Genomic DNA, 22,785 nt, shown 5'->3' on the forward strand with positions numbered 1-22,785 from the left:
ATGATTTTATGATTTAGAAGCTAAACTGCTGCTTCACTGTAGTAGTAGAAGCATTCTCAAAGTAATTTATATCAAAGTGGTTATCCTTTTATCACTTTAATTACTTATTTAAAATTTACAATATAATAATACAAAAAGACTATGTATAGACCTGTTTTCAAACAAATCTATATATAGTCATTATCTTAAGCACTCATTTAATCAAATCTAAATTCACTGACATTTGTAAACTTAATATTCTTCAATTTATTCTTTTCAATCATTTCTTTAACTCGTTCAGTTACTATGATTACTCCTGGCCAATTTTTAAATTGAAACATATCTGATTCATCCCACTCATCTAAATCTACTCTTAATCCATCTACTTCATCTTCAGCTCTATCATAATTAAAATATCCACATTCATCACATTTTTCAAGTATATCACCACTTTTATGTCTTAAATATCCACATCTACCTACGACTTTTAATTCTTTAAGATCCTCATATTCTATTGGTAATACTTTTCCATTTGAATCATACCAACCTTCTACATTTATACTTTCCAATTTGAATCCAGTAATTCTTTCACTTATCAATAATTCTTGCATTTTTTTTCCCAAAATACTTCCACCAGGCACATCATAATAATCACCTTGTTTCTTACCTTTAAAATAAACTTTAATTGGCTCTAATCTAATTGTTTCTATTGCACCACACTTAGGACATTCATTTATTTCTTTCTTTCCCCCAAGTTCTACAGCATGTGCAAAACTAGTATACACTGCTTTCATTATAAAAAAGTTTTTTTCTTCCATAAAATCATCTCTCCTATTTTTTGGGTACTGCCCTATATTTATCTATTCCTGCCTTTTTTGCCATTTTATCTAACTTCGCTAATATTTGTTCTTTTGTTGCATTTGGATTGTTAATAGTATATTCATGCCAAATAGTATTCCATTCTTTTTTCAATGGACTATTATTTGTGTGAATTCCATTTCCTTCTTTTAATCTGTGTACATCGGCTGGTAAATCAAAATAATACTCCCCACTATTAACATCAATTTTCCTAGAAACAAACCAGTCATCAAATTCTTCTGGTAAACCATGATGAATTTCGTTACTTGATGATTCTCCGGTATACTCCTTCCAAATAGCCCTCAATTTATCTGTTGGTGTTTTATTGCTAACTTTTACTGAATCTGGATTTATACCTTGAGATTTATAATATTCCTCTCTTAATTGTGATATATTCTTTCCTTCATCTTTATGTTTGCTTAAATAGTCATTCCATGGATTTTTCTTAGTATCACAATTCATATATCCACTAGGATCATAATATATAATTGGGTTATTCCTACAATAAGCATAAAGATTCAGCCCATCGCCTCTATAAACATCTTCTTGAGTAAATCTACCAATAACAGGATTATAAAATCTTGCTCTCAAATAATACTGTTGAGTTATGCTATCAAACTGCTGTCCCGTATAAGTTATTCTATTATGGACTTGCTCCTTACTTTCAAGAACACTTCCGAATGCATCATACCAGTATTCATTTTTAACACTTTGATTTCCATCAGTAATTAACGTTGTACTGCCTTGCTCATCAACAGTATAATAATATTTATTTAGGTTCTCTTCCGAATCTTCACATAATTCTGTAATATCAGCAGCAACAACCTCATATCCTCTAACAAACCTAGAAACAACATTCCAATCTTTATCAGCCTCAACCAAAACATTTTCCTTATGGAAAATGAACTTAGTTAACTTTTCATTTTCTTCAATTTCAGCTCTTAAACCTTCTGTATCATATCTACTAACTAAAGTATTTCCATCTTTAGTTATAGCCTTAACTTGCTGATTTAAAGTGTTGTACTCAAAGATATTATTTCCATTTTCAGTCTCTTCTTTTATTGTATTTCCTTGTTTATCATATGTAAAGTGGTTTATACCAGAATTGTTGTGTAATTCCTTTAATTGGTTCTTTACATTATAAACATATTTTTCTGTGATATCATTTGTTGTTTTAGTTAATCTATTTCCTACTTTATCATAAGTAAAGCTTTCACATCGATCATCATATCTTGAATCAACAAGTCTGTTCATTGAATCATAGCTATAGAAATTCTTATGCTTTGAACTTACTTTTTGAAGCCTATTTCCATTTAAATCATACGCATAATTATAATCTACTAAAACTTCACCATTAGATGATATAGTAACTAAGCTTTGAACATTGCCATCACCATCATAAGTATAATCTGTCTTTAAGCCATTTCCTAAGCTTACTGATTTTATGCTGTCATTCTTATAATAGTCATAAATAGCAAGGTTATTTTGATTATCATCTTGAATTAATTTAACTCTATCAGCATCATCATAGCTATAAATGCTGCTTTTTCCTGTGATGTCTTTTATACTTTTGATGTTGTTATTTTTATCATAAGTGTAGCTTAAAAGCGTTCTTCCTGAAGCACTCTTAGTTTCAAGCATTCCTTCAATATTATAGGCATACTCATACTGCATATTTCCTGTATATGCACTTTTTAAAGTACCATCTGGATTGTATTTAAATCTTTGATCTATTACATTTAGCTTATTTTTATTTGAATCCTCTGCTTTTTCAGTTGAATTTGTTTTATTTAATTCGTCCTCTTGTTCCTGCTTTTGTTTCTCCTTTTTATCTTTTAGTCTTTCAGTAAAGCTTCTTCTTCGACCATGGGTTTGGTTTAGTGGACTGCTTACAAAACCTTCTTCTGATTTATTTTCAGCTTCTTCTATGGCTTTAATCCTATCTGCCTCAGCTCTTCTTGATTCTAAATCTATTGCTTCTTTATCAACTTGATAAGCTTTTACTGAAACTATATTTCTATCTAAGTTATAAGTTCTATCTACATGATTTTCATTTCTATCTATGTGTTTTGTTAAGTTACCTTCATTATCATAGTAGAAATATTCGCTATTTCCTTCTTGATCTTTTATTTCGCATACTTGCCCTAAACTGTTGTAAATATATTCTATAGTTCTACCATTAGCATCTGTCGTACTTGTTATATTTCCTGCGTAATCATAAGTGTACTTTTCAACTCCGCCTTCTGGTGTTGTTATTTGTGTTATTCTTCCCCAGTCATCTAAAAGATAGCTTGTTTCATTACCATTACCATCAGTTATTCCTGTAATGTTTCCTCTGGCATCATACTTATAGCTTTGAGCTGATTTGTTTTCTTTTCTAGAGTTCGGAGTAACTATATCCTTAATTTGACCTAATAAAGTATAAGTGTATTCAACTTTATTATTTTCTCCATCTACTCTAGTTTTAAGATTACCTTTAGGGTCATAGGTATTTTTTGTTATTGTTTCCCCTAAAGCGTTTTTAACTTCTACAACTTGTCCTTTTAAGTTATAGTAATAAGTTGTTCCAACTCCATTGTCTGCGCCTTCATCGTATTGCTCTGGAAGTACTTGTTTTATTATTCTATCGTTTTTATCATAGAATAATCTTGTTACATTACCTGAGAAATTTATAAAATGAGTAAGTCTGTTTTGAGGATCATAAACATAAGATTTTTTCTTTTTATCTTCCTTAAAGTTTATTTTCCCAAATAATTTCTCATTTTCTTTTCTATTTTCATATCTCTCGGACCAATGAACCATGTAGTTATTTTCACTAGTATATTTATTACTTATAAGCTTTGCTTCTTCTCCAGAATATTCGCTTATGCTGATTATATTATCTGCTTTATCATACTTATAAACATAACTTCTAAAGATTCCATTAGTCTCATCTTTTTCATGCTGCTCTATGACTCTATCAGCTTTATCATAAACTCTTCCTATTTCATAGCCTTTTGGAGTTGTTATTTTTGTTATGTTTCCGTTTTTGTCATATTCATAACTTGTTATTGCCCAGACATTTCTGCCCTTTGTTTCTGGTGATACAAAACCTCCATTTATTTCTTCTTTCTTTTGAGTTAGGTTTCCTACCTTATCATAAATATAATGAATTGCTTTAGTTGTTGTATCATTAATCTTAAAGCTCTCATAGGTCTTTTTATTTAAGCAGTCATATTTATATCTTGCTTTTGCTCCATATTTGTCTTTAACTTCAATGAGCCTGTTTTCTTCATCATATTCAAAGTAAATTTCATGATAATAATTACAGATTTCATTTTCTGAGACTAAGTTTATACCATGTCTCTCTAAGATTTTATTACTATTTTTATCATAAGCGTAGCAAGTCAAATTATATTTAACATTACCAATGTTATCTTTTTCTGCTGGAACTCTCTTTTCAATTAGGTTTCCTGCTAAATCATACTTAAATAATGTAGAATTTCCTTCAACATCTATTTCCTTAATAATATTTCCATGTAAGTCATATTCAAATCTTTTTTCAACTACACCATCTTCATTTATTATAGAACTCAATCTATTCATGGAATCATAAGTATAGCTGTATCCAAGACCATCATCCGTTTCTTCATTATAATACTCTGGAATTATGTGCTTAATGACATTTCCATTACTATCATAGAAGAATCTTTCTATACCTCCATCTGGATATATGGTTTTTATTTTTCTATTATCCTTATCATAAGCATATTCTACTCCAATTCCATCATAGGTTTCAGGATTATAATAATTCGGATTTATTTCTTTTATTATGTTTCCTTCGCTGTCTCTTATATTTTTTTCTATAATTCCAAGTGGATTTTTTATGCTTATAAGTCTATCCATATGGTCATAGGTGTATTTATAACCTTCATCAGAAATACTTCCTTTTATACATGCATTTGGAGTATAAAGGCTTGTTAAATTCCCCATATTATCATAATTTTTAATTGTTACATTTCCATTGGCATCTTTAATACTTGCAACAAAGTTTAAGTTATTATAACCAAATTCTATTGTTCCATAATCTGTAGTTATTTCAGTATTTCTGCCCACTTTATCGTAAGTGTATTCATACTCATATCCACTATTTGTAATTACTCTTACTGGATCTTTTCCTTGTTTTCCTTCTAAAACACTTGCGTTTTCATATTCATATTTTGATGTATTTCCATTCCCATCAGTTTTACTTAGAATTCTTCCATAGGAATCATATGTGAATCTTTCAGTCTTCCAATTTCCAACTGAAAGCTTTGTTTTCTTTTCTAATAAATTACCTTGGCTGTCATAAGCATAGATAATTTCTTTATCTTCATTATCTGTTTCTTTTACTAAATTTCCATTTTCATCATAAGTGTAGTCTGTAACTAATCCATTTGGTAAAGTTTCTTTTAATAAGTTTCCAAATTCATCATAAACCTTGTAACTTTCAAAGCCATTTCTATCTTTTATATAAATCTTGTTTTGGTAATCATCATATTTATATTCTTCTGTACTTCCATCTTCATAGAATAAATGTGTAATTAAGCCATCTTTATTAAATCTTGTTTTTTCAGTTCTTTGGCTCTTAGTATAGTAGAAGGTTACTTCTTTTTCTGAATCATCATAAGTTATTTTACAAGTATCCTCATTTGGGAAGTCTTGCCTTACTACTCTTCCTTTTTTATCAAAGAAGTTCTTAGTGTAAGTATGTCCATTTTGGTCTGTTATACTGCTTATATATCCTTTCTCATCGTACGTATATCTTGTTATTCCCTGATCAACATGGATAACATCTGTTAAGTAATCTCCAGCATATTTATATTGAACTGTTCTTCCAAGCTCATCTTTTATTTCAATTACTTTTCCATCTCTATAGGTAAAGAATAACTTATAATTTGAGAAAGTAATTAAAGTCTCAATATTTTCGCCTACATAAGTTACCAAAAGCTTATTTCCATGTTTGTCAGTTATATTTATTAATTTCCCTGAACTATTGTATTTATAAGTTTTCTTATCAAGTGAAGTTTTAAATATCCAATAATCCTTGTCTTGTTTTAGAGAATAAATCTTAGCTCCGCCTTTATCATTTACCCACTCATCATCACTTAAATAAAAGCTTTCAATATGTCCATCTGGGCAAAGTACATTTATTTTTTCCCCTTCAACTCCAAGGCAAGTTTCAAAATTTGTAGTCCAGCCAAGTCCAAGAAGTCCTATTCTGTTATTTACAGACTCATACTTTCTTTCTATCTTAAATTCTTCATGAATATCTAGAAGAACTATATCTGTTGCTGGAATATACAAACTTCCTGTTACTCCATCTACAGGGTCAGAGAAACATAATTTATTACTAACATATTTTCTTATTAAAGTAGATGTTAGATTTGCATCTCCAGTTGTAGCCAATTGGCCTCCCATATCTACTGCCACATCTGTTGCTATTCTCAGCTTACTCATGGTTGGACATCCTAGCTCCAAGCCTTTCCCAATTTTTTCTACTCCTTTAAATGCAGTTGTACCTCCACCGCTTAAGCCACAACTTAAAGCAAAGGACTCTGCATAGCTTTCCCATCCATTATCAATTTTTCCATCATCCGCATAATCTGCAATTAATTCAAATCCTGTATTCATAGCTGAATCAAGCCCTATTTTTCCTAAGGTTTTAGTCATAGCCTCTATAGTTGCTCCACCTGTCAAAATTGCAGTACTTATTCCTGCAATCATAACTGATCCATATTTTACAACATTATAAAGAGTTTCATTTCCTCCACAGACAGTATCCCTCATAAAATTATAGGATTTTGAATAATCTCCACTTTGAGCCTTGCTATAATCTGACAAACCTTCACTGGTTTCAGATGCACCTACTGCCATAGCTGTAACACCAGATGCCACTGCAGCTCCAGCAACAGCAAGAGCTAATCCTCCAGTTGCAACTGTAGCTGCTGCAAGTACAGCAATTCCAACTCCAACCGCTACTGCTCCAATAACTGAAGCAACTACTCCAAAACCAATTTTACTCTTAGCTTCATCAACCTTTGCTTCCATATTAGCTTTAGCCTGGTTATTAATTTGCTCTATCGCCTCTGCATCTCCGTCATTTCTATAAGCTATTTCATCTGGTAGCTCTACTGGATCTTTAGCACTTCCTTCATATTTTATGGTAGATCCCTTTAAAAATGTGGCATCTTCCATTTGAATTCCAATACCGCCTTTAGCTATTTCTATTTTGCTCTTAGCAGAAATATTTATATTTTGTGGCCTAAACGGAGGTGCATCTCCACTTCCATCTCTAATACCGAGTTCTAAATTTTCAGTTGCTGTAAGATTTATATTTTGCCCGTTAAGAGATACATCTCCCGATTGGGCTAAGTTTAAACTTACACCTCCGCCACCTGGTGAAAAATTCATATCACTTGGAGTCAGCTTCATTTCACTTCCTCCTGTATGAGAAAATGACTTAATATCTGGATTTTGTGTTCTTGCAGAGCCTTCTCCAATTCTTACTGCATGAACTGCAATAGCTTCTTTCTCATCATTGGTTGGAAAATAAATATTCACCTGGCTTTCTTTTTCTGGCATGCAGTACCAGGCGCTGCTTTCTATTGCATAAGTAAAATATTTTTGGTTTGCGCACTCTTCATATTCTTGATCTATTTCAAAGTGAACTTTCATAGTATTCCCCTGTACGTCTTTAACTGTTGCAGGAATACTCATTCCAAAAATCTTATGATTTACCATATAGGTAGTTCTAAGTCCTCTTTCAAGACCTAATGTGTATATTGTTCTGATTTCTTCTTTATAGACCTCAATATGAATTTTCTCTACTACACATTCAATTTGATTGAATAAAACTTTCTCACCAAGTATTAATTTAATTGGGCTTACAATATCCCATGTTGTATATTCTTGAAGATAATTTTCTTCAAATCCAATAGCTTCACGCTTATTGAAATTATCAATATCTTTTACTACTTCATAATCATCTATATTAATTTTATTATTATTGTTTAAATCTGGCATTCCAAAGTGAAATCTTCCATACTCTTCTGTGGTTTCAGCAAGTAATACACCATTAAAATGACTTGCTAACCTCTTTAAAAATTCCCAATCAGTTTCCTCATACTGAAGAATAAATTCCCCAATAGTCTTTCCATTTGTTATATTGTCTGTAAAAGCCTTATCAGCATAAGCATCTAAAACCTTTGTTATAACTTCCTGATAAGTCATATCTAAATTACAGAAGGTTCTGCTATCTTTCTTAATATCAAAATCCTTTGTATAAGACACAGCCCCTAATTCCATAACATGAACACTGCCTTTATAAGACATAAAAACTTCATTTATCTTTCCTACAAATAACTTAATTTCTTCACCAGTATCTTCAATTCTCGATACAGTTATTTTCTCATCACTTACATTTTTATTTAAATATTCTATTATTTTTCCTTCTTCTATTAACAATTTAATCTTTAAATATGCATGGTCATTTATAGGCTGTAATATATCTATGTCTTCTATTTGAATTGCTTCATAAGGTATTTCTACTTTTAAACTCTTATATGTCAGTATCATTTAATTCCCTCCTTTTCATTTATAAAGTGAAACTTAGCTTCAGGAAGAGTTTAATCTTCCTCTGAAGATTAGCTGAACTTATACCCCCAGGCGGCATAATGTCTAGAGCCGTTTCACTGTTATCTCCCACTTTAATAAAAGATGGGAGTGTTACAGTAGCTAGACATCAGATCAAAATCCAATTTTCTCCTATTCTCTCTGTCCACTTGTATATAATTTGATTTCTCCACCATATGCACACTGAAGTGTACACTTCCCTAACAACGCTGGTTTTCCATCAACAAGAACATCTTCTTTCCCATCTATCCATTCAGTCGCTATCATTGGAGTACATACACCTACACATTGAGCTAGTAAATCTTTTCCTATATCTTCAGCTGGTGGTTTTGAAAAGAAGTCCATAACTTTTTCTGTGAAACTTTTAGGCCTATTTTTAATCTCATCTGCTATTTTTTTAGCATTTGCTTGTACACTTGGATTTTGTGGACTATTACATATTCCAAAACTTCTTATATTTATTTCCGGTTTGCTATCTCCTATATTTAATTGTGGAATTCCATGTATAAATTCTCCATGACCAGTTGGAACTACCACATAACTTTCATGAAGTGCACAGCTGCAGGTAATAGCTGCCGTATGCACTATATAGCTTTTTTGAAGATCTTTTATTCTCTGTGCTTCAGCTTCAGCAGCTTTTGCTTCATCTGCTTTCTTCTGTTCCTCAGCCGCTTTAGCTTCTTCTGCCGCTTGCTTCTCCTTTTCCTTCTCAGCCGCTTTTTCTTCTGGAGATAGATTAAGCCATTTCCATTCGTTTGTAGCATCTCTCTTTAAAAAACCTCCAACTCTCTCAGCCATAGTACCAATTTGCTTTACTGTATTTACTGTATCTTTGGCACCTTTTTCAGCTTCATTTATTGCTGTTCCAGCTATAACACCATATTTCTCTTCATTTTCGCTTGCCATTTTTATTTCACCTCAACTTCCTCAAATTTAATTCCTACAAATAGCCCTCTTTTTAGCATGCTTTCAACTACATCAAGAGAAACTATAAAGTAATAATCTACACCAGCTTTAATTTGAAATATATTGTAATCACCTATTTTATCAGCATCTAAAACTATCTTATCAATCCAGCCATTTTTAAAGAAAATAGCTTTATCACTTAATGCATCTAGTAATTCTGGCAGCACTAATCTATATACTTTCTGTTTCTTCCTTTCTAAATCTGAAAATACCGCTATTTTATAAACTACAGTGTTTTCATATAATTTAAAAAGTTTATGAAGATCATCTGAAATTAGTAATACAGGTGCTTGTATTAAATCTGGATAAATGCTATTCTCGTTTCCGTGGACAGGTACATTCGTGGAATCCTTATATTTGTCCTCATCAGCCTTAAGCAATGTCATTTTTTGACTATTATTAAAACCTTCTATTTCAATTGCATTTTCTAAATTTCTATCCTGCCTTAAAATGAAATACTTCATATTTCTTCCCCTCCATCTATATATATAGTTTGGAGCTGCTCTGATGTTAAATTAATAAATGGTATATCCTTAGCACTAAATATTGCATCTTCTAAATCTGCTCCTTCAAAAGACACATTTTTAAACTTCGCATTTATGAAATTAGAATTTTTGAGATTTGAATTTGAAAAATCTACATATCTAAGATCCACTTTTCTAAAATCCACTCCTGTGCAATCCCCACTACTAAAATCAGAATCTTCAATTTTAGAATTTTCAAAAGAACTTCCTATTAATCGGCATTTTTTAAATATACATTTTCTTATTTCTGTATCTTTAAACTGACCTCTTATTATGTCACTTTCTGATAAATTGATATTTTTAAGCTTACTTCCCTTAAAACTAATAAATAACATATTTTGTTTTGTTAAATCACCATCTTCTAAGGTGCTATCTTTCCAGACAGTATATACAAAAGGTAACTTTTCTTTAGGCTGCTTTTTAAATTCTAAAAGTTCTTTTATATTCTTTTCTCTGTTATCCATGGCAAATAGAGTTTCACTTCTTCCTTGATATTCACTCCACTTTACTAAGTAAAAGTCCTCTAATGAACTTTCCTTAATCCACTTTTCTTCATCTAAATTCCAAAACCAATTCCTTACTGTCTTTGACATATCCTTATAACATTTCACTACAGATTCAAACATTATTTTTTGAATGTCATAGTCATTAACTTTGCCCATATAAATTCTTTTTTCTTTAATTAACTTTTCCTTAAAGGTGATAAATGTTTCAAATAAAAATCTTAAATCTATTTCTTCGTATATGGATTTAGTATCTAAATACCAAGATGAGCTGTATCCATGAATTAATATCTTATAGGATTCATTTAAAATATTAATTCTAAGAAGCTCAAATTGGAAAACTGCTATTTTCTTTTCTTCTTTAATCTCATTTGCCTTGCTAATTAAGCTTTTCATTCCGTTTATTATTATCTCTTTAACTTTTTCTTCATCATCCTTAAATTTTTTTTCAAAAACTGATATACTTTCTTCTTCTAAGGTTTTAACTACTTTTTCTTTAAATTCTTTTAATGACTCTTCCCTATTCATAAAATCCCTTCTTTCTTACTAGGACTTATACCTCTTAGCTTATATACCTAAAAGTAAATAAAAACTTAATTATTATTTACTTTAGTACCTTTTTCTTTTATGTTTCCCGAATCATCAAACTCTAGACCTCCACCTTTATCACAAGCAAAATTTATCCCTTGCTTTGCACTTACTAAAAAGCTTTTTTGAGCTTGAATTTTGATGTTTTGCTCAGCACTAATATTTATATTATTTTGACTTGTTATACTAAGGGTTCCATCACTAGTAAGACTCATATATGCCTGTCCGCTGTCACAGGAAATAAAAATACCACTTGATGTAAGCTTTACCTGTTTATCATGAGCTGTTCTTAAGTATTTGTCATCAGGATTTCCCATTCTATCTTCTGCCTCACCTGCTCCTTGCTGATAGCTGCTTACCGCACTAACTGCAAAAGCCTCATCTTCATCTTTTGTTGGGAAATACGCTCTTACACTATCTACCATTTCAGGCATACAATACCATCCACTGCCGTCACTTGATGCTGACATAGTAGAAAATTTAAACCAATAAGCTGTTCCTTGATCTTGCATTTCGTCTATTTCTAAATGAACTTTTACTTTATCAGCTTGAACTCCTATGATTTTTCCTTCAATTGAACTTCCTATAATTTTTGTATTAAAAATTCTTTCCTGTCTTAAACCATTTTTTATTCTTAGCTTATAAGTATTTGTTAATATTCCATTTTTCATTTCATAGATTCCCTTAAAAATGTAAAAATTCTGTTCTTGAAACTCTATATTATCTCCAAGCTTTAATACTTCATAATTATTTATTTCATAAGTTAAATAATCTATCTCATTGGCATCTTGTAGATAATTTTCAAGCATATATTTATATTCATCTAAATCTTTGTGTATTTTATAATTTATATTTTCTGATTTTAATTCTTTATGCTGATCTGGTATAGACATCACAAATTGTATTTCCTTACTATCCATAACTGGAAATAATCCTTGATTATATTTAGATGCTATTCTTTTTAAAAACTCCCAGTCAGTTTCTTCATATTGTATAAGTAGTTCTTTTACTTCCTCATCAGGTATGTTTAAAATATAATTAGATTCACTATAATTCTTCATTATGGAATCTATAAGACCATGAACGGTTATGGATGTGTTTTGAAAAGATTTGGATTTTAACTTTATGTCCATTAGATAAGACATGCTTTTTGCTTCAATACTTAAAGTGTATACATCAAGTTCTACATTTATTTTTATATCTGTAACAATGCCATAAAATAATGTTATATTTTCATTTTCCCCATAACAAACTTCTATGGTTTTATTATTAGTTGTTGAAGTAATATCACTATCCTTAATTTCATTTTTTAATATTCCTGTCAGTTTCAAAACAGCATGCTTATTTATATCAGTTTCTATTTTTAAGCTTTTTATTGTTTCTAAACTATAGCCATTAACTTTTATTTCCTCATAGCCAATAGCTTTAATGATTTGACTTTCTCCCACTTTAATTCCCTCCTTTTGAGCTTTATTCCATGTTAATTTAACTTGGACTTATTTTTATCAAATCTAAACTATAACTAAATTGTAGCTTTACCTAATTTTCATGAGCATCATACTTGCCTTCATTATAAGCTCCCAAGTCTTTATATCTCTTTCGAAGCAATTATAATTTCCAATTATCAATGTTCCTTTATGCTCTCTATAAAAAATCAAATTATAAATATTTCCTCGTCCTGTAGGTGTCTTATAAGTTCCATAAAATATTTTTGAATGACCTTCACCTAATTCTCCTTCTTCCATCCATTCTAGATAAAGATCCATATCTTTAAAATTCTTTTCCATGCCTCTCTTAAACTTAGCAAAACTTTGCTTTTGAGCTCCCTTATCTACATAAGCTAAAGTAAAACTCACTCCATCATTATCATTTACTAAGGTAGTATTTTTATCAGTATTTACTCTTTCTTCGAAATATGCCAGTGGCATTGGAATTTCTAACTTCTCACTTAAAAACATTTTTCTTTCAAATTTAAAGTTAGTATTATTTATATTTAAAGAGCCTTCATATACTTGTTTCATTACTTCTTCAATAGTAAGCTTTTCTTCCTCTGAAATTAAATTTTCTTCTTCAGATTCTTTTCTTTGCTGCTTTTCCTTTTCAAGCCTTTGCTGCATTTTTAATTTTGCTATTTTTTCATCTATATTATCCATAGTTAATGCCTCCTTTTTTTAATAATTCTTCTTAAGTTTTTGATTTTCAAATTTCAAAACTCTCTGTTTCTATCCATTGTTTTGAACTCTAGTTCCATTTACTAATATCTCATCCCCCTCTGATAATATAAGGTTACTTCCTGATTCAGATAAAATCTCTACGCTTTGTGCAGCGCTGATTGTCATTTCATTTTCGGCTCTTAAAGAAAGGTTATTTGCGCAAGCAATATTTATATTCTTCTGACCTACAACATCTACAGTTCCGTCATTATTTAAATTTACAGATGCTTGTCCTCCACTGCATGCTATAACTACTCCATTTGGAGTAAACTTAACTTCCTGTCCAGAACTAGTTTGCAAAGATTTATTATCAGGATTTGACATTCTATCATTCTCCGCTTCTGCTCCGGATTTTCCTTTATTAGTTCCTATTGCATTTACAACAAAGGCTTTGCTTTCATCTTTTGTTGGACAATTTAATCTTATTTTTTCTCCAACTTCAGGCATACAATACCAGCCTCCACCATCAGGTGATGCTGCAACCGTAGCATATGGAAACCAATATGCAGTAGATATGTCAGTATTGCTACTAATCTCAAGTTGAACTTTTACCTTATCTCTTTGAACTTCCAGTATTGATCCGTTAATTGAAATTCCTATTACATTCATATTATATAAGCGCTTTGATCTAAGACCACCTTTTGATCTTAATTCATATATATTTTCTAAATTACCGCCTTCCATTGAATACGTTGCTTTGCTTATATAAAATTGTCTACCATTAAAATCAAAATTTTCTCCAAGATTTAATATTTCTTGTGTTCTTATTTTATAAGTAATAAAATCTGTTTCTAATACTTCAGGTGCGTCATTATTTTTCACATCATTATATTCTTCAACTGCTTTAGAAACAGTGTAATTAATGATTTTTGTTTTTGGCTCCACATGTATTTCTGGTGCGCCAAAATATAAGTGAATATCCTTAAGTTCCATTTCACTTATAAGACTCTCATTATACTTGGACACTATACGCTTTAGAAATTCATAATCGGTTTCATTATATTGAAGTATAAATTCACCGATTGGCTCATTAGGAATATTGATGTTATAAATTGCATTATGATATGATTTCATCACCTCATCTATAAGTTCATGCGTAGTCATATTTATATTTTGAAAATCTCTTTTTTTCTTCTCGATATCCATTGTATAATCAAGACTTTTAGCCTCAATAAACAATGTATAAACATAATTAATAACACTGATTTTTATGTTAGTTATAATGCCATTAAATAAAGAGAAATGTGAACCTTCCTTTTCATAAAATACTTCTATTGGGGTCCTCTCATCTGTGCTCTGAACACAGCTGTCCCTCATTTCATCATCTAGTATACACGTAAAATTTAATGTCACATGGTTGTTTAAGCAATTTTGTATATACATCTCTTTTATAGACTTCACTTCATAAGTAGATATTCTTAAATTTTCATATGATATAAAATCATCTTTCATAAATACATACTTCCTCCCATTTTAATCTTTAACTCATTTGGTAATCCTTCTATTTTGCTTTTTTCAATTTTATAATAAATTTTTATTATTTATTGTTCACATAATACACAAGCCTAACTATCAATTTTAAAATTTAACCTCAGTAAAAAGTAATTATTGCTTTATACTGAGGCTAATTTATTAGAATTTACATTATTTTGCTTCTTAAATCATTTATTAATTCATAAACATTTTCTACATCATTTATATCAATGAATTCACTATCAGGATAGTTTTCTCCAAATTCTATTGTACCCATTTTATTGTTACTTTTAATAATATCCACTCTATTAATTTGACTAAGATATTTTGAGATTACTTTTTTATTAACCCCATCTTCAAATATTAATAACCGTTTATTCGTCACTGCGTAAAATATTTTCTCTTTTTTATTTTTTCTTATTATAGGCTTTCCAATTATCTGATAGATGCCTAGCAAAGTGACTAATAATCCTAATACAATAAATACCATTCCTTGTTTAGGTTTAATGTTATTTTCAACTTTTGCACCACTCATATACATTATTCCATTCACTGTCCAAATTAGACTTGCACCAATGAAACCAGTTCCAACAAATATTGAATAAGCATCTTTCTTAGAAAATAATCTACTATTATTAGGTTTTCCAAGCCATAAAATTTTTTCTTCTTTCAATAAATGTCTTTTAAATATATCTATAAATATTTGTTCCATTTCTACCATCCTATATATAAAATGTTACTTTCAAATGTTTGTATTAAAATATTCACTTATTTTTTCATTATATTCTAATTCCTCTATATCTTGAAAACCTATGAAATATACTCTTTCTATTTGTCCATGATTAAATAATAATGAACTTTCTGGGCTCAAATTTCCTTGTGGATATAAGCAAGCTGCATAATCCCATTCAGTTTGTTTTTTATCGCTTTACTCTCTTTGCAATCTCCCTGTTATCATTAATTTTTTGTTACTGTTATTTAATAAAACAGCTGAACCGATTGATAGTAATTTTCTCATAAATTTATTTCTCCTTCATTCAATTCCTAAATAACTTAATTAATTTTTTCCAAGTGGGTAATGTAAATCTTTTGAACATAAATATAAAAACGCTAAGAGAAATAAATAGTATTGTTCCCATAAATATAGTTGCACCTAATATATATAAAACTAATAAACTATATTCACTAAATTTTGATAAATTAGTAGTACTAAATAATATTTCTTCTATATAATTAGTTCGAGTTATATAGAGTATTAATATAAATATTAGACTTCCAATATACAGCTTATCTCGTATTATTCTTTTAATAAATTTTTTCATAGCTATTCCTTCCTACTTGCTAATTCTTCTAATGAATATGTCTTATTACATTTTGGGCAGTGGTAGTAATATTGAACCGTGTAATTTTCTGACTCAGATTTTATTCCTTCGTCATCCATCCACTTTTTTATACCTACATATTCCTCAATAGCAATCTTTTTCATTTTAGTTCCACACTTTTTACATATTTTCTTCTTAAAAAAAAGATATTTTATTTCTCCAAATCCAAATGTCCACTCTTTTGACTTTTTCATTTTCATGCTTATTTCTCCTTATCTTTATCTGCAAAGCCTACCGATACTGAAGCTCCTATACCCAAAATAGCCGCCGCTTTTGCCCCAATTTTAAATTTACCATCAACAATTCCACCTTCAAATCCTACTCCAGCGGCACCTGCATATCCATTCCCTTCAAAATCTATCTCTATACCACCTATTTTAAATTTTCCTTCTGCTGAGCCTTCAACAATCGATGCCATTGCTTTTCCTTGAACACAAGTGTTCCATTTGCCGTTAACTTCATCTTTTCCTACTTTTAAATAAGCTTCGGCATCTCCATTCATTAAGCCTCCCTTTGCTTCTATACCTGCTCCTAAATTCCTATCTCCGATATCTCCTTCTCCTTCAACTTTAATTCCTGATGCTTTTGCTTCCCCCCCAAATCTAACTTGCGGATTAATTTTCTTATCATCATATGCACTAAGTTTTGCTTCTGCCTTGGCATCAGCCACATTGCCTTTCACTTTTACATTTACATCGCTATCATCATTTCCATATATATAATCCTCCATATCTTGATGCTTCCATTCAATTTTACTGTTGGAAGATACATAGTTATATGCATTTTTTGCATCATCTATACCTTTATCATATCCCTTTTTAGTTATATCAGACATATAGTTATATATATTCCCCGCATCATATACGCCTTTATTATATCCATTTCTGACTATATCATTTGCATTGTTATATACATTCTTTGCATCATCTATACCTTTATTATATCCATTCCAAACTATATCAACTACATTGTTATATACATTCTTTGCGTCATCTATACCTTTATTATATCCTCTTTTAATTATACTTGAAATATCATCTCCTGCTCTATCTTCAACACTTGAATCCGATGACTTAGAGTCAAACGTCCCTATATAAGCTCCAACTAACAATTTAAATGCATCTTCAATCAGTTCTTCTGCTTCATCATCATCGATTTCTCCATCTTCACTAATATCTGCCACTTCTGTTGAAGCTCCAAGAACTGATTTTGCCACATCAGATACTTCTCCAGCAATTTCTCCAACAACTCCACCGCTTTCCACCACTGGTGATAACGCACTAACTACTGCATTTGCTACTGATGCAATTGCGCCTGCAACAGCATGTACTAAATTTCCAAAAAAGCCCATACTATACACCTCCTTGTGGGAAAGGTGCATATGCTTCCCTGCTACTTCCATTTTTTATTACATTATTTCCTTTAATATGGAATTCTCCTTCTATTGAAACTCCATTTTCAGTGTTTCCTTTTGTCATTGATATTTGACTTTGAGCAGTTATGTTTATGCTGCTTGGTGTACTTATTACAATTCCTCCGCCAGCACTTAAACTTAGTCCATTTGGACTTGTCATAGTTACCCCTGCTTCATCATCAAAACTTATACTAAGTGGAGCTTCACTTCCTCCTTTTATGCTTATTGAACCTGGTAGCATTGCTACTTCGCTTCCATGTTCTGTTTCAAAATATCTTTGAGTTGGATCTGAAGTCTTCTCGCAAGTATCTCCATTTTTTCTTACGCATTCTGTTACAATTGGTTCTTCACCACTTTCATTCGGAAAGTAAAGACTTACACTTTCACCAACTAATGGCATTGAATACATTATGTTTACTGATGGTGGTAAATACCAAAACCAATAAGCTTCGTCTTCACTTTGATTTTCATCTATATCTAAATGAAGCTTTACTGTTTCGCCTTCTGCCGCAAGAACCTTCCCCTCTATAGTTGCTCCTTTTAATAGATTATTGTAGATTATATTCTGCCATACTCCATTTTTTCTGCATAGCTTGTATTTATAATAAATTTGTTCCTTATGCTTATAAGCTTCGTATTCCCTAATATATAAATCTTTTTGCTTATAAGAAACTTCTGAACCAATTTCCATGATACATCTTCTTTCCACTTCGTAATAGAAATAGTCTGTATGTTCATATCCTTTATTATATCCGTCAGCTTCATGAAATTTTTTAATATCTTTAAAAGCATTGTAATCTTTATTATCATTTAATTCATAACTGTGGTCATTCGGTATTCCAAAATTGAACATATAATGTAAATTTATTATATCACAATATAATTCTGAGTTTAACTCACTTACAATTCTCTTTAAAAAGTTCCAATCAGTTTCTTTATATTGAAATAGAGGTTTATCTATCTTCTTACCTTTTCCTATATATTGAGTAAATCCATAACCTGAATACTCTGATAATATATTATTTATAAGATCGTCATATGTTAGATTAACATTTTGAAATGATCTGTTTTTTCTCTTTATATCTAATTTAAAGCTTGAAGTTAGAGCCTGAATCTCCAAGTAGTAAATTCCGCCTAAATTTGTTGTCCTAATATTTTGAACTATTCCGCTAAATAGTCTCCTACTATTTCTTTCATTAACCAAATTTATATTAACTTTGACATCATCATTAGTTTCTTCTAATTCTTCATAAACACTTATTTCATCTTTTGTGGAAGCTTTTATAGCAGCATCGAAATTTATACTTTCATCTACTAAACACTTTAAATATAAGTATCCATGTTCATTAGGCTTATTTTCAATTTTTATATCTACTATCTTCATTAACTCATAAGGTGACTTTACCCTTAATCTATGAATTTCTCCCATATTTATTCCTCCCCCATATGTTGGAATCTTTTTAGTTATGCTTGTCCGTCTGTCACAAATTTTATTTTCCCACCATAGGCACATATTAAAACAGAATCAGTTGTCAACGCTGGTAATCCATCAACTATAGTATCTTCTTTAGTGTTCATCCACTCTTTTAATATTTTTATTTGGCACTTTTTCCCTGTTACACTTCCACCCTTTTCTTTGGTTAATGTAATATTCCCACTTGATGGACAGCTACCCTTACATATTCCAAAATCACTTATATTTTTACCTACAACATTATCGCTTTCGTTCATCATTGGATTTCCATTTGAATATGCTCCATGACTTACAGGAAGATTTATTTTTCTTTTATGAGTCCCCTTATCACATTTCATTTTCGCTCCTCTAACTATATATGCCTGAGCCATCCTCACCATCTCCTATTTTTAATTTTCAATTTCTAGTCTTTCCAAACAAATCCCACTAAACTCTCTTCTAAGAAGACTTTCGGCAACATCTAATCTCACCACTATTAATGTCTTTGAACTTTCTTTTATCTTAAAAATTTTCTTTCCTTTTATCTTTTTATTATCTAATATAATTTTTTTTACTAATGTCTTGTTTAAATTAAATTCTGCATTCTCACTTAAGCACTCTATTTCTTCAAATATTGGCATATAATAATTTTCCTGCCTTTCATAAAGTAAATCTATAAGCGGAATAGTTTTAAATATAATTTTCGAATCATATTTCCCAATTATTTTTTTCATTTCTTTTGAAATAAGAAACAAGCTTCCTTGGATGATATCTAGGAACTCTGTTTTCTCACTACACTTAACATTAAATATAACAATATCTTCAATTTTATGTGCATTTAACAAATTTATATCTCTAACATCAATTTTATTAAAGATATCCAATAACTTTGGTGTATTTGTATACTCATCATCCTGCTTTAACAAAAAATAATCCATCTTTTTCCCTTTCCATTAGTTTGCATATGCTTATTACAGGTTTTTGTAAAATCTTATAGTTATTATCAAATCAGCTATTCCTCTTAGAATATATAACTACAGCTGCATCCATATATTCCCCCGCCATAATAACCATATCTTTTTCTTTTTTCATTTCCTTATATGAACCACATTTAAAAAAACTTTTTAATAGATCTCTAATGATATTTAGCGCTAAAGCATGATATTTATTTGCTTCTCTCTGCCTTATAAGATTTATATCTCTTTCTTTAATAATTCTTCCATACTCTCTTTTCTTTTCCAAAAGTTCCTTCATATGATCAAATAATGGCTTGTAAATAAAATCCAAATCCATATATACTGGACATTCTTCTTTATCTAAGAACCATTTTTTATCATACAAATCAATTCTCCATTGACCTCTGCTTTCAAGGATTTTTGTTCTAAGTATTGAAAAATATATATATTTTATTTCTCCCTTTAATTCTTTTTCTTGAAGCAAAACTGCATTCTTGCAAACAGAATCAAATTTTAAAATTAAATTATCTTTAATTGTTTCTCTATCAGTATTATATTTTTCTAAAATTTTTGTAAATTCTTCTTTATACCGATCAAGTATATACTTTTCATGAAATTCTTTTAATACCTTTTCTTTGTCTGTCTTTATTATCATCTTTCAAACACCTATATAACCTTTTTCTAACTTTGAATATTTACTTTTCCTCCACTCATAGTTACATCATCCTGTATTGTCATATTTGCTCCTGCCTGCGTCAAACTAATTCCGGCATCACCTGTAATAGTAACTTTTCCGCCTCCACTTATGTTTATATCTCCACCAGCATCAAGTACTATACTTTTATCGCTATTTACTTCTATTCCACCATCATCTGTGAGCCTCATAAGTAAATTCCCATTTCCTATTATCTCAACAGAACCTGGACTCATTACTATTTCCTTTCCATATTTTGTACTTATACTCTTTACTGCTGGATCGCTACGCTTACTTTGATCAGCATCTGGATATGAATAGTGTGATGAACTTACTACATATGAATGTTTTTCTTCATTATCTGGAAAGTATAATCTAATTACATCTTCAATTTCAGGCATGCAATACCAACCTGTTCCATATGGTGATGAAAAAATAGTAGCAAATTCAAACCATCTTGCTCCCTCCCGTTCTGTAGGACTTCCATCTATTTCTAATGAAACTTTCACTTTGTCTTTTTGAACATCTAATACCCTGCCTTTAAGAGAAATACCAGTTATCCTATTATTATAAGTTTTACTTACTTTCATACCATTTTCATCTCTTAGTATATATTTATTTATAATTATCCCGCCTTTAAGCTCTGTTTCACATCTATACACTAAAAGTTTTCTTCCTTTAAAGCTTACTTGGTTATATAGATTCATTACTTTTCCAGTTGATACTTCATAACTTATTAAATTTGTATCATTTAATTCATAATCTTCGTTAGAAGCTTTTAAATTGTATTCCTGTAGACCTTTTTCTATTGAATAATCAAATTCATCAATATCGTAAACTACAGCTTCTCCAGCCCCTCCTATAGAATACTTTATTCCTGATAATCTACATTCCGGCACTAACGCTACATTAAAGTGAGAAGCCAATCTTTTGAGAAATTCCCAATTTGTTTCTTTGTATTGCACTAATAACTTATCTATCTTAGTTCCATTTGTGATATTATCTACCATTACCACATCGCCATATAGACTGTTTTTCTGACTGAAAATACCCCCATAAGTAAGATTTTCATCTTGATATGAACCATTAACTTTGCTTATATCCATTAAAAACGTTGCACTTAAAGCTTGTATTTCTAATGTTCTCACATCATTTTTTGCTTTAATGCCAACCTTAGTAACAATTCCTTCAAATAATGAGCTAATATTTCCTTCATAATCTTTTGCTGCAACCTTAATATCTTGATTTATTCCAGTTTCTTCAACATACTTGTCTAAATTTTCATCACTTATAATTCCACTTATATAAAGTATTGCATGCTCATTTAATTCTCTAGTTATCTTAAGCTTTGTCACTTTTTGAAATTTATAGGGCGCTGTTAAAATATCTCCTTGAGTATATATATATTCGTCACTCATTAATTTTCATCCCCCTTATCTTCTTGTATTACTACTCTTATATTTCTAATGATTTGGAAAGCAATGTCTCTCCATTCCTTACTTTCTTTATGAATACAACTAAAAGTTCCCATTAATGTGTTCCCTTCAAACTCCAAAAAAAACATTAAGTTATATAAAAAATCGTCTATGGCATAGCTCTTAAATTCAAAAAATCCTATATTTTTTGAATACACCTCTAATACTCCGTCTTCATAAAATATATTTGCCGGATTTGTTCTTTTTATTATTACCTTCATTTGATCTTTTAATTTACCGACACGTTTCTCATTTAAAGGATTATCAATAATCTTTAATGTTACACATGTGTTACCTTTTTCATTGCATTTTATAATATCTGGTCTGCTTTCTGATGGATACTTTAACTTTCTTGCCTCTATTGACATGTCCTCAAAATCTTTTGGAATATAAATCTTTAACTTATCCTCAAAAAAACATTTTTCCTCAAATTCGTAATATCTCTTTCCAACTTTAATTGGATCACCATTACAAATGTTTTTTATCTCTTCTCTCTTTTCCATTTCATTCAAAAAATCTAGAATCTTTTCGTCAACTCTCTCTGACATATTTCATCTCCCCCTATTCATTCCTATACGCAATATTAGTTTTATTTATAAAGTGAAACTTTTCAGTTGAGGTTATCCACTCAATTCATATTGACCAGTATTTCTT

Annotated in this window: 17 protein-coding genes and 1 pseudogene; all 18 read right to left on the reverse strand. The window is 30.3% G+C overall.

Annotation, left to right across the window (positions count from 1 at the left end; genetic code table 11):
- Positions 1–197 precede the first annotated feature (197 nt).
- A complete protein-coding gene (locus tag L3B96_RS03880) occupies positions 198–797 on the reverse strand; it encodes a double-CXXCG motif protein (protein WP_041899848.1) in 600 nt (199 codons plus the stop codon).
- Positions 798–810: 13 nt separating this feature from the next.
- Entirely contained in the window at positions 811–8,433 is a 7,623-nt protein-coding gene (locus L3B96_RS03885; protein ID WP_238858897.1) for an RHS repeat-associated core domain-containing protein, read from the reverse strand.
- A gap of 189 nt (positions 8,434–8,622) precedes the next feature.
- Complete coding sequence (locus tag L3B96_RS03890) at positions 8,623–9,396, reverse strand: DUF4280 domain-containing protein (protein ID WP_012060533.1); 774 nt, start codon at positions 9,394–9,396, stop codon at positions 8,623–8,625.
- A 2-nt stretch (positions 9,397–9,398) separates the two neighbouring features.
- On the reverse strand, positions 9,399–9,920 hold the full coding sequence (locus L3B96_RS03895) for a hypothetical protein (RefSeq protein ID WP_041899850.1): 522 nt from the start codon (positions 9,918–9,920) through the stop codon (positions 9,399–9,401).
- A complete protein-coding gene (locus L3B96_RS03900; protein WP_238858898.1) occupies positions 9,917–11,011 on the reverse strand; it encodes a pentapeptide repeat-containing protein in 1,095 nt (364 codons plus the stop codon). Before L3B96_RS03900 ends, L3B96_RS03895 begins: the two co-directional genes overlap by 4 nt.
- Positions 11,012–11,076: 65 nt before the next feature.
- Complete coding sequence (locus L3B96_RS03905) at positions 11,077–12,519, reverse strand: late control protein D (RefSeq protein ID WP_238858899.1); 1,443 nt, start codon at positions 12,517–12,519, stop codon at positions 11,077–11,079.
- A gap of 87 nt (positions 12,520–12,606) precedes the next feature.
- Positions 12,607–13,224 carry a hypothetical protein gene (locus tag L3B96_RS03910; protein ID WP_238858900.1) on the reverse strand — a complete coding sequence of 206 codons (618 nt, stop codon included), beginning with the start codon at positions 13,222–13,224 and terminating at the stop codon, positions 12,607–12,609.
- Between the two features lie 69 nt (positions 13,225–13,293).
- A complete protein-coding gene (locus L3B96_RS03915; protein ID WP_238858901.1) occupies positions 13,294–14,736 on the reverse strand; it encodes a phage baseplate assembly protein V in 1,443 nt (480 codons plus the stop codon).
- Between the two features lie 187 nt (positions 14,737–14,923).
- Positions 14,924–15,469 carry a hypothetical protein gene (locus tag L3B96_RS03920; RefSeq protein ID WP_173714294.1) on the reverse strand — a complete coding sequence of 182 codons (546 nt, stop codon included), beginning with the start codon at positions 15,467–15,469 and terminating at the stop codon, positions 14,924–14,926.
- A gap of 30 nt (positions 15,470–15,499) precedes the next feature.
- A pseudogene (locus L3B96_RS27400) lies at positions 15,500–15,775 on the reverse strand (DUF4176 domain-containing protein).
- A 306-nt stretch (positions 15,776–16,081) separates the two neighbouring features.
- On the reverse strand, positions 16,082–16,339 hold the full coding sequence (locus tag L3B96_RS03935) for a hypothetical protein (protein ID WP_238858904.1): 258 nt from the start codon (positions 16,337–16,339) through the stop codon (positions 16,082–16,084).
- Between the two features lie 2 nt (positions 16,340–16,341).
- On the reverse strand, positions 16,342–17,490 hold the full coding sequence (locus L3B96_RS03940) for a hypothetical protein (RefSeq protein ID WP_173714295.1): 1,149 nt from the start codon (positions 17,488–17,490) through the stop codon (positions 16,342–16,344).
- Between the two features lies 1 nt (position 17,491).
- Positions 17,492–18,982, reverse strand: a complete 1,491-nt coding sequence (locus tag L3B96_RS03945; RefSeq protein ID WP_238858905.1) for a phage late control D family protein — start codon at positions 18,980–18,982, stop codon at positions 17,492–17,494.
- Between the two features lie 35 nt (positions 18,983–19,017).
- Positions 19,018–19,398: a DUF4280 domain-containing protein gene (locus tag L3B96_RS03950; protein ID WP_173714297.1), complete on the reverse strand. Its 381-nt coding sequence runs from the start codon at positions 19,396–19,398 to the stop codon at positions 19,018–19,020.
- Positions 19,399–19,416: 18 nt separating this feature from the next.
- Positions 19,417–19,944: a hypothetical protein gene (locus L3B96_RS03955; protein WP_173714298.1), complete on the reverse strand. Its 528-nt coding sequence runs from the start codon at positions 19,942–19,944 to the stop codon at positions 19,417–19,419.
- A 70-nt stretch (positions 19,945–20,014) separates the two neighbouring features.
- Positions 20,015–20,617: a hypothetical protein gene (locus L3B96_RS03960; RefSeq protein WP_173714299.1), complete on the reverse strand. Its 603-nt coding sequence runs from the start codon at positions 20,615–20,617 to the stop codon at positions 20,015–20,017.
- A gap of 26 nt (positions 20,618–20,643) precedes the next feature.
- On the reverse strand, positions 20,644–22,074 hold the full coding sequence (locus tag L3B96_RS03965; RefSeq protein WP_173714300.1) for a phage tail protein: 1,431 nt from the start codon (positions 22,072–22,074) through the stop codon (positions 20,644–20,646).
- Positions 22,074–22,679: a hypothetical protein gene (locus tag L3B96_RS03970; protein ID WP_173714301.1), complete on the reverse strand. Its 606-nt coding sequence runs from the start codon at positions 22,677–22,679 to the stop codon at positions 22,074–22,076. The genes L3B96_RS03965 and L3B96_RS03970 overlap by 1 nt, the downstream gene beginning before the upstream one ends.
- Positions 22,680–22,785: the final 106 nt, after the last annotated feature.

The organism is Clostridium sp. YIM B02569, assembly GCF_022320765.1.
GTDB classification, from domain to species: domain Bacteria; phylum Bacillota; class Clostridia; order Clostridiales; family Clostridiaceae; genus Clostridium; species Clostridium beijerinckii.

Bases quoted from the DNA above. Each gene is read 5' to 3' on its own strand.
- L3B96_RS03880 (WP_041899848.1), bottom strand. From the start codon at position 797: ATGGAAGAAAAAAACTTTTTTATAATGAAAGCAGTGTATACTAGTTTT.
- L3B96_RS03885 (WP_238858897.1), bottom strand. From the start codon at position 8,433: ATGATACTGACATATAAGAGTTTAAAAGTAGAAATACCTTATGAAGCA.
- L3B96_RS03890 (WP_012060533.1), bottom strand. From the start codon at position 9,396: ATGGCAAGCGAAAATGAAGAGAAATATGGTGTTATAGCTGGAACAGCA.
- L3B96_RS03895 (WP_041899850.1), bottom strand. From the start codon at position 9,920: ATGAAGTATTTCATTTTAAGGCAGGATAGAAATTTAGAAAATGCAATT.
- L3B96_RS03900 (WP_238858898.1), bottom strand. From the start codon at position 11,011: ATGAATAGGGAAGAGTCATTAAAAGAATTTAAAGAAAAAGTAGTTAAA.
- L3B96_RS03910 (WP_238858900.1), bottom strand. From the start codon at position 13,224: ATGGATAATATAGATGAAAAAATAGCAAAATTAAAAATGCAGCAAAGG.
- L3B96_RS03915 (WP_238858901.1), bottom strand. From the start codon at position 14,736: ATGAAAGATGATTTTATATCATATGAAAATTTAAGAATATCTACTTAT.
- L3B96_RS03920 (WP_173714294.1), bottom strand. From the start codon at position 15,469: ATGGAACAAATATTTATAGATATATTTAAAAGACATTTATTGAAAGAA.
- L3B96_RS03935 (WP_238858904.1), bottom strand. From the start codon at position 16,339: ATGAAAATGAAAAAGTCAAAAGAGTGGACATTTGGATTTGGAGAAATA.
- L3B96_RS03940 (WP_173714295.1), bottom strand. From the start codon at position 17,490: ATGGGCTTTTTTGGAAATTTAGTACATGCTGTTGCAGGCGCAATTGCA.
- L3B96_RS03945 (WP_238858905.1), bottom strand. From the start codon at position 18,982: ATGGGAGAAATTCATAGATTAAGGGTAAAGTCACCTTATGAGTTAATG.
- L3B96_RS03950 (WP_173714297.1), bottom strand. From the start codon at position 19,398: ATGGCTCAGGCATATATAGTTAGAGGAGCGAAAATGAAATGTGATAAG.
- L3B96_RS03955 (WP_173714298.1), bottom strand. From the start codon at position 19,944: ATGGATTATTTTTTGTTAAAGCAGGATGATGAGTATACAAATACACCA.
- L3B96_RS03960 (WP_173714299.1), bottom strand. From the start codon at position 20,617: ATGATAATAAAGACAGACAAAGAAAAGGTATTAAAAGAATTTCATGAA.
- L3B96_RS03965 (WP_173714300.1), bottom strand. From the start codon at position 22,074: ATGAGTGACGAATATATATATACTCAAGGAGATATTTTAACAGCGCCC.
- L3B96_RS03970 (WP_173714301.1), bottom strand. From the start codon at position 22,679: ATGTCAGAGAGAGTTGACGAAAAGATTCTAGATTTTTTGAATGAAATG.